Raw genomic sequence first — 7044 nt, 5'->3', positions numbered from 1 at the left:
TGATTAGCCCCAAATAAAATACCTGAAACAATATCACATCCAGAGTTAGACCCTATTTTTAGAACATTAGATATCGTTTTTTCTAATTCACTATTTGAACTGGAAGTAAAAATCTCATAAACCAACCACATTACCGGCTGCGAAAAGTAGCCTTCTACCGCTTGCTTTAAATAGTGTTGGCTTACTTCTGTTGTCGTTCCCCACCTTTTCTGACATGCCTTGTTCACTTTGGTAAAAACTGATTTTTCTACAAAATCAGCCTCTTTGTGTAAGTATGTCAAAATAGCAAGAACACCACATATAAAATCATCACCAGAAGGTGTCAACCCCTGCCCTTTACCTATATTAATCACAATCTTTTCAGGTTCAGAAAGCAAGTCAAAGCTAAAGTAAATATCTTCTATTTTTAAATAATCAATATAACTATTTATGTGTTTATTATTTAAATTATTATTTACTCGGCTTAAAAAATAATTCTCTGCGTAAGAAATATTTTTTAATATTCTGTTTTTCTGATACTCCTCTGGCTTTGGTGGTTGTTGCCAATAAACCGCGCTCCGGCTATCAATCGATAACAAAGATTGTGCACCAAAGCGTAATATACCGCCACGAAAGTAAACTCTGTCATTTACTTTACACTGCCGAAACTCTGGTTGGTTTAAGATATCAACCTTTAATCCACAAGGTGTGTTAGGTAAAGAAGTATCAAGTAAGGAAACCCATGGCATAGTAGGATCATTGCTTATGATATTAATGGCTTTGTCAAATACACTATGAATATAACCATCAAATGCCTGATCCGGACATAGGTCTCCTTTTTCGGAAGCAAATAACATCACTATGTCACGATTATTTAATAGCCTCAATGATCGAGTTTGAGTCAGATACCCAACCAAAAATCGCACCTTGAGCTTTGATCATTTCAAGAGCGTACTTTTGGAACTCAGGGAAGTAAGAGCCAACACAATCTTCAGGAATAATACACTCATAACCACGGTCGTTTGCTTCACGAACAGTTGTATTAACACATACTTCTGTTGTTACCCCACAAACAATAAGCGTTTTAATGTTATAGTTTTGCAGAATTAAGTGAAGGTCGGTTTGGTAAAATGCACCTTTACCCGGCTTATCGATAATAGGCTCGCCTGCAGTAGGGTACAGTTCAGGGATAATGTCATGCCCCTGCTCACCACGAATAAGAATACGGCCTTTTGGTCCTTTTTCACCGATAAATGTCTTGCCAGCACGTGTTAACTTCGCTTGTGGACAATCCGTCAAATCTGCACGGTGGCCTTCACGAGTGTGAATAACCATAAGACCCGCTTCACGAGCGGCTTCTAAAACGGCCATGCATGGTTCAATTGCAGTACGTACTAGTGATACATCATTACCAAGCGCTTCACCAAAGCCACCAGGCTCAACGAAGTCACGTTGCATATCGATAATAACAAGTGCTGTTGTTTTGGGATCAAATTCTAGGGCAAAGGGCTCAGCTTTAAATGACTTAACCATAACTATCATACCTTTTGTTGTTAGTGTTTTTTGACGCTCTTTTGCGTACCCATATAGTCTAGAGCGATGCTAACAACAAAAAAAGCGAGAAAATAACGGCTAACCAATCAAAATAATTGATGCATTATTATCAAGAAAGATCCACGTCACACCAAATTCGATGTTTTGATAAACAAGGGTGTGAATAGTTAAGAAATGGTTACAACCACAAACCAATCAACGAATTTTTTGCATTAAAGCATCAAGGTTTTGCGGCATTTAGTTGTGAAAAATGAGAGCTAGGTACTGAGGGATCCCCTCATAATTTCCCTAAAGCGCAACCGTACTTGAATAGATTTTGAGCAAGTATGGTTGCCGCTACGAGCACGTCTTCCCTCGTTATTGCGTAGCCAGAATGCCGCAGAACTTCCATACCTAAGCGCACTGTTGAGAGTACCTTTCGATTACTGACAGTATTCGCTTGAAAGTGTTTATCCCAACCTTGTTTCTGTGCATGTACGCCAACAAGCCAAAATGTCAGTTGAAGCATTAGGGCGTTGACAGAGTAGCATGATACCAAAGCGCTCTGGGTTGCTAGTTCGGCTATGGCGGAGTCCTAGACCGTATGCAGAGCTTTTCAAGTCTCGGAAGGTTTCTTCTATCTGCATACGCTTTGAGTAGATCCTAACGAGTTGCTTGGGTGTTCGAATTTCAACGGGTAAGTTAGTCGCTAAAACCCATGGTTCTTTTGTCGAAGCGGAGTAGATTTTAGGTGACGGATGATGACAATTAGTCCGTGTCGAACGCTGATTTTTTCGGCCTTTAGGACGTGTATGTAGCGTCAATTATCTTGGCCGGTTTTCCGACAATTATCCTGGCCGGTTGATACCGATTTTTAACTACCGTTGCTCATCGCCATTTTGCGCCGGTAACTTTCACCTTCACAATGAAGGATTGTTGCATGATGCACCAGTCGATCGATGGCGGCGATGGTCATCGTTGAGTCGTCGAACAGTTCGTCCCATTGCTCGAATGACTTATTTGATGTGATGATCATGCTGTGTCTTTCATACCGATGCGCGATTAGTTCGAACAGCACACTGGTTTCCTGCTCGGTTTTGCGAACGTAACCTACGTCATCCACGATAAGCAGATTGTATTTATCCAGCTTCAGTAACTCGTCCTGCAGCCGAAGGTGTTGTTTCGCCTGTTGTAGCTGTTGCACGATGGCTGAGGCCGCGATGAACTTAACTTTATAGCCCTGCTCGATAAGCCCGTAACCGATGCCACTGGCGATATGAGTTTTGCCCAGCCCGCTGGCTCCGAACAGCAAGACGTTAGCGCCGAGTTTCAACCAACCGGGTTGGTTAACCAGATCGATGACCTGGTGTTTTGAGATACCGTCGACCCGTTTAAAGTCGAAATTGCCAAGGTTTTTTCCAGCCGGTAACTTGGCGTCTTTCAGCAACCGCTGTAAGCGTTTATCTTCGCGGTTTGCCAGCTCGATATGGCAGAGCTCGGATAAGTACTGCTGAGGGCTCCATTGCTCTTTAACCGCTTTATTGCCCAGCGCGTCCCATTCTTTAACCATGGTGGCGAGCTTTAGCTGCTTGAGCATGAGTGATAATAAGGCCGTTGTGTTATCCATGCAGGCCTCCCGGTATCATACTGGCATACGAGTTTAGGCTGTGTTGTTTGATGGTAAGTGACGGCTTTTTTGGCTCGATAACTAAAAAGCGTTCTTCGCATTCCCGGATGGCCGGTAATTGTCGCTGGGTAATTGACGCGGCAATAAATCGGCCTAATTGACGTTCACAACCGCTTTGTTTGGCTAAATGAAGCAGTTTTACCATGTAATAGCTGGCTTTATCGGCCGTTAGCGTGTCGTCGACATACTCCCAGATGGTTCTGTAATTGTCGTCCGGTAATAGGTCATCGCGCAGCTGTGAGTGCCGGAACGCACGCGGTTTCTTAACCAGTGCATCAATAACATGCCGGTAATTGACGCTGCGGGCGCGACCACCTTTGTCGGCATAGACACGCTCGAGCTCAAGCACGAAGTCGGTGCCGTAAAATAGGGCTAACCGGTTATCATAAAGCCGTACCAGCAATCGACTGTCAATAAGCCGTGATGGCACCGTGTAGGTGACGCGCTTGAGGCAGATCGTGCTTGTCCGCGAYACCGTGACATAATGCTCGGTGTAATTGAMRCTYATTGCCCGGGGCAGTGCCTGTAATTGTCGCTGCTCGAGTTGGTATTTGTCGCTGACGCGACGATTACGCCGAGCTACCACGCTGGCAACAAAGGCTTCATACGCATTACGGCTGTCGAAGTCGTAACTACCGCGGATTTTCAGTGCCTGCTCGACTTGGGACTTGGTGTGCCCGTGCGGACTTTCGATAGCACCGTTCTCATGCGCAACACCCGGATTGTTGCGGGTTGCTCTAAAACCATAGTGCTTAACAAGGTCGTTGAAGCGCTCCGTTAAATCATCAGCCGATGAGTGATTCTTATAAGCCGCACTCAAGCTGTCGGTACGGATTTCTTTGGGCACACCGCCGGCGGCATGTAGCGCATTTTGTAATCCATCAGAGAARGCCGCAAAACTCTCGCCGCCATAGATAACCTGGATGAACGCCCAGCCGCTRGCCGGCATCCGGTAATGAAACAGCATGTGCTTTAATGGCTCACCGGCAATGGTGACCGGCGATTTCACATGAGTAAAAYCGGTAATACCGAGCGCACCATATTCATGGGTTTGTATAAACACAACGTCTTTAGCAGGCCCGTGTAAAGAGCGCCATTTACGGATCCGGCGCTCAAGTGTTCGGCGCGATCCCGGGCTGAACTTATCGGTGTGATATTCGCAAAGGTAATCAAAAACGCCTACGGGCGTGATGTCTTTATCCAGTTCAAGTATGGGAACAACAATGCTTTCCCATATTGGCGCCAGTGGATCTTTNAAACACAACGTCTTTAGCAGGCCCGTGTAAAGAGCGCCATTTACGGATCCGGCGCTCAAGTGTTCGGCGCGATCCCGGGCTGAACTTATCGGTGTGATATTCGCAAAGGTAATCAAAAACGCCTACGGGCGTGATGTCTTTATCCAGTTCAAGTATGGGAACAACAATGCTTTCCCATATTGGCGCCAGTGGATCTTTACGTGTGCGCCACTGGCGCTTACCGTCGTTTGTTTGTTGATTGGCTTTATCAAGACGCCGGGCTGACCGCTCTGAAATACCTGCTTTAGCAGCAGCTTGGCTTTTTTGTTTTCTGTGAGTCATATAGATCGTGACCTGTTGATCCGTGATTCGTGTTCCCTGCACAGTGAACTCCCTCCGTTCTGCTGTACCGAACCTTATCAGATCAACCGGCCAAGATAATTGTCGCTAGACCGGCCACCGTAATTGTCGCTCAATAGACGTGATTTATACAGTGCAATTTGACATGAAATTGGGTTGCTCTTAGTCAACCTCTTATCGCCTAAAGTCTTTGAGCGACTTGAGGATATGCTATGTAAATTGCTGATAGGTCGACAGTTTTCCGCACCTAAATCTGCATATTGCACTTTTCCTCTGACTCGACTTAACCAGTACCAACCTAGCTTTTCAACGGATTTATACCATGGCACTTTAAAGCCTGCATCAGTAACAATGAGCGGTGTCGTATCACTCGGCAGAATGCTTGCTAGGTCGGCTAAGAATTGGTCATGAGCTTTCTTTGAACATTGCTCTGAAAGCGGAAACGCTTTCTCATAAAGAGTAACAGAACGACCGTGTAGTGCGACTGAAGCTCGCAATACCATAAGCCGTTTTTGCTCACGAATATCAGACCAGTCCACAAGAACAATCGGCATCGAATTGCCCGAACAGATAAAGCTCGCATGCCAACGGTATACAGCGAGTCGCTCTTTGTGTAAGTGACGATTACCTAATAATCGGTCGATTCGTTTGATGTTATGTTTTGTTCTCGCTTTGGTTGGCAGGTTACGACCAAGCTCGGTAAGAGTGAGCGTTTTACTCTCAAGTAATGCGTGGCAAGCCAACGTTAAACTGTTGAGTCGTTTTAAGTGTAATTCAGGGCAGAATTGGTAAAGAGAGTCGTGTAAAATATCGAGTTCACACATCTTGTTGTCTGGTTATTGATTTTTGGCGAAACCATTTGATCATATGACAAGGTGTGTATCCACCTTAACTTGATGATTTTTATCAAAATCATTAGGGGCTTCCTCAGAGCTAGGTAGGGATACAATACTAACGTAGCGCTAAAATAATGCAGAACTAACCTGCTTATAATCTCTAAAATATGCAATCTATGGAGTTTAAAATCGTGTAAATAGGAATATGGCCTATATTTCGAAGACACTATATATAATAAGGTCCTAATACTAAGCCATCTTTAGTTATTGCGTAATGATACCTTCGTCTAAAACGTCAATCTCAACGTTTCAGGCAAAGGGAAAGATAGATAGGACGCGAACGAGCTTTTGCGTTGAACGTGCGGCTTTAACAATGCCAACTCAACTGATGTTCATTTTTAATTAAATAATCGACGCACCACTCAAGGACTGGACTTTCACGTTGAGCATGCCAAGCGTAAAAAAGTTGTGTTGGCTGCTTATGCTCAATGATGGCTTTTTTTAAAACTTTTCCTTGATTGAGGCGCTCTTTAACGAGATGGTGAGGAACGTAGCCAACCCCAATTCCCTCTTCAATCATACGAATAGCAGTATTGAGCTCAGGAGCATAAATCATGGTTTGGCCGGTTAACGACCATGATACGCGTGGTAAGATGTGCTGTGAGGTATCACGAACAACGACCACAGGATAACCTCGCAGTTTCTCTGTGGTTAGTGTTCCAATATGCGATGCTAATGGATGAGTTTGGCCAACGATGAAGTCCCATTCCACTTGGCCTATCGCATGGTACACAATACCCTCCAGTTTAGGGGCTGAGTTTGGTGCGCCAATAATAAGATCAGCACGGCGGTCGTAAAGAGCATCCCAACAACCGTTGTATACTTCGACTTTAATACCTATCTGTGTGGACGGGAATTGCTTATTGAGGTCTCTCACAAGCTCGACAATGCCTCGACGGTTAATAATATTATTAATTGCGATGTCGAACGAGACATCAACTCCGCGGCTGATCATGGTACTGTTACGTACTAACTCTTCAAATGAGTCTAACATCCATCGACTTTGTTCAATAAAGTAGTGGCCAGCAGGTGTTAGCTTCACTTGTCGCCCCGTACGGTCAAAAAGAGCAAAACCAAGYTCTTCTTCAAGTTTTTTTACCGTATAGCTTATCGCGGAAGGGACACGGTTTAGGCGCTCTGCTGCAACCGCAAAGCTTCCTGAATTGGCAATAACATGGATGGTTTTTAGTGATTCTTTAGATAATGGCATGGGAACAATTACAATAAGGTCATGGGCATAATTATACTTAATTTAGGGAAAATTACTTCGCCCTTTCTGCGCAAACCACCAAAAACACTTGCCTTATCAAACTCAATTTGGTGATTTCAACTTTCCCGTTTTCTTACCAGGGCG

5 protein-coding genes and 2 pseudogenes are annotated in these 7044 nt (G+C 44.4%); all 7 read right to left on the bottom strand.

The features are described 5' to 3' along the window. Positions 1-836, bottom strand: an 836-nt coding sequence (locus BZG77_RS06550; protein ID WP_077646642.1) for a DUF2877 domain-containing protein, incomplete at its 3' end; no start/stop codon positions are given. 13 nt (positions 837-849) lie between these two features. Further along, entirely contained in the window at positions 850-1512 is a 663-nt protein-coding gene (locus BZG77_RS06545) for a cysteine hydrolase family protein (protein WP_077646641.1), read from the bottom strand. Between the two features lie 298 nt (positions 1513-1810). Further along, positions 1811-2321, bottom strand: a pseudogene (locus BZG77_RS06540) (transposase); the annotation flags it as partial. A 65-nt stretch (positions 2322-2386) separates the two neighbouring features. Beyond that, positions 2387-3139 carry an IS21-like element helper ATPase IstB gene (gene istB, locus BZG77_RS06535; protein WP_077646640.1) on the bottom strand — a complete coding sequence of 251 codons (753 nt, stop codon included), beginning with the start codon at positions 3137-3139 and terminating at the stop codon, positions 2387-2389. Further along, positions 3132-4463, bottom strand: a complete 1332-nt coding sequence (gene istA / locus BZG77_RS06530; protein WP_198532393.1) for an IS21 family transposase — start codon at positions 4461-4463, stop codon at positions 3132-3134. The genes istB and istA overlap by 8 nt, the downstream gene beginning before the upstream one ends. Before the next feature lie 450 nt (positions 4464-4913). Beyond that, a pseudogene (locus BZG77_RS06525) lies at positions 4914-5618 on the bottom strand (IS4 family transposase); the annotation flags it as partial. Between the two features lie 379 nt (positions 5619-5997). Then, positions 5998-6900, bottom strand: coding sequence for a LysR substrate-binding domain-containing protein (locus BZG77_RS06515; protein WP_077646639.1), 903 nt, complete (start codon positions 6898-6900; stop codon positions 5998-6000). Positions 6901-7044 lie beyond the last annotated feature (144 nt).

It is taken from the genome of Salinivibrio sp. IB643 (assembly GCF_001996105.1).
Taxonomy (GTDB): domain Bacteria; phylum Pseudomonadota; class Gammaproteobacteria; order Enterobacterales; family Vibrionaceae; genus Salinivibrio; species Salinivibrio costicola.
This window is presented reverse-complemented; position numbering and strand designations above follow the sequence as displayed.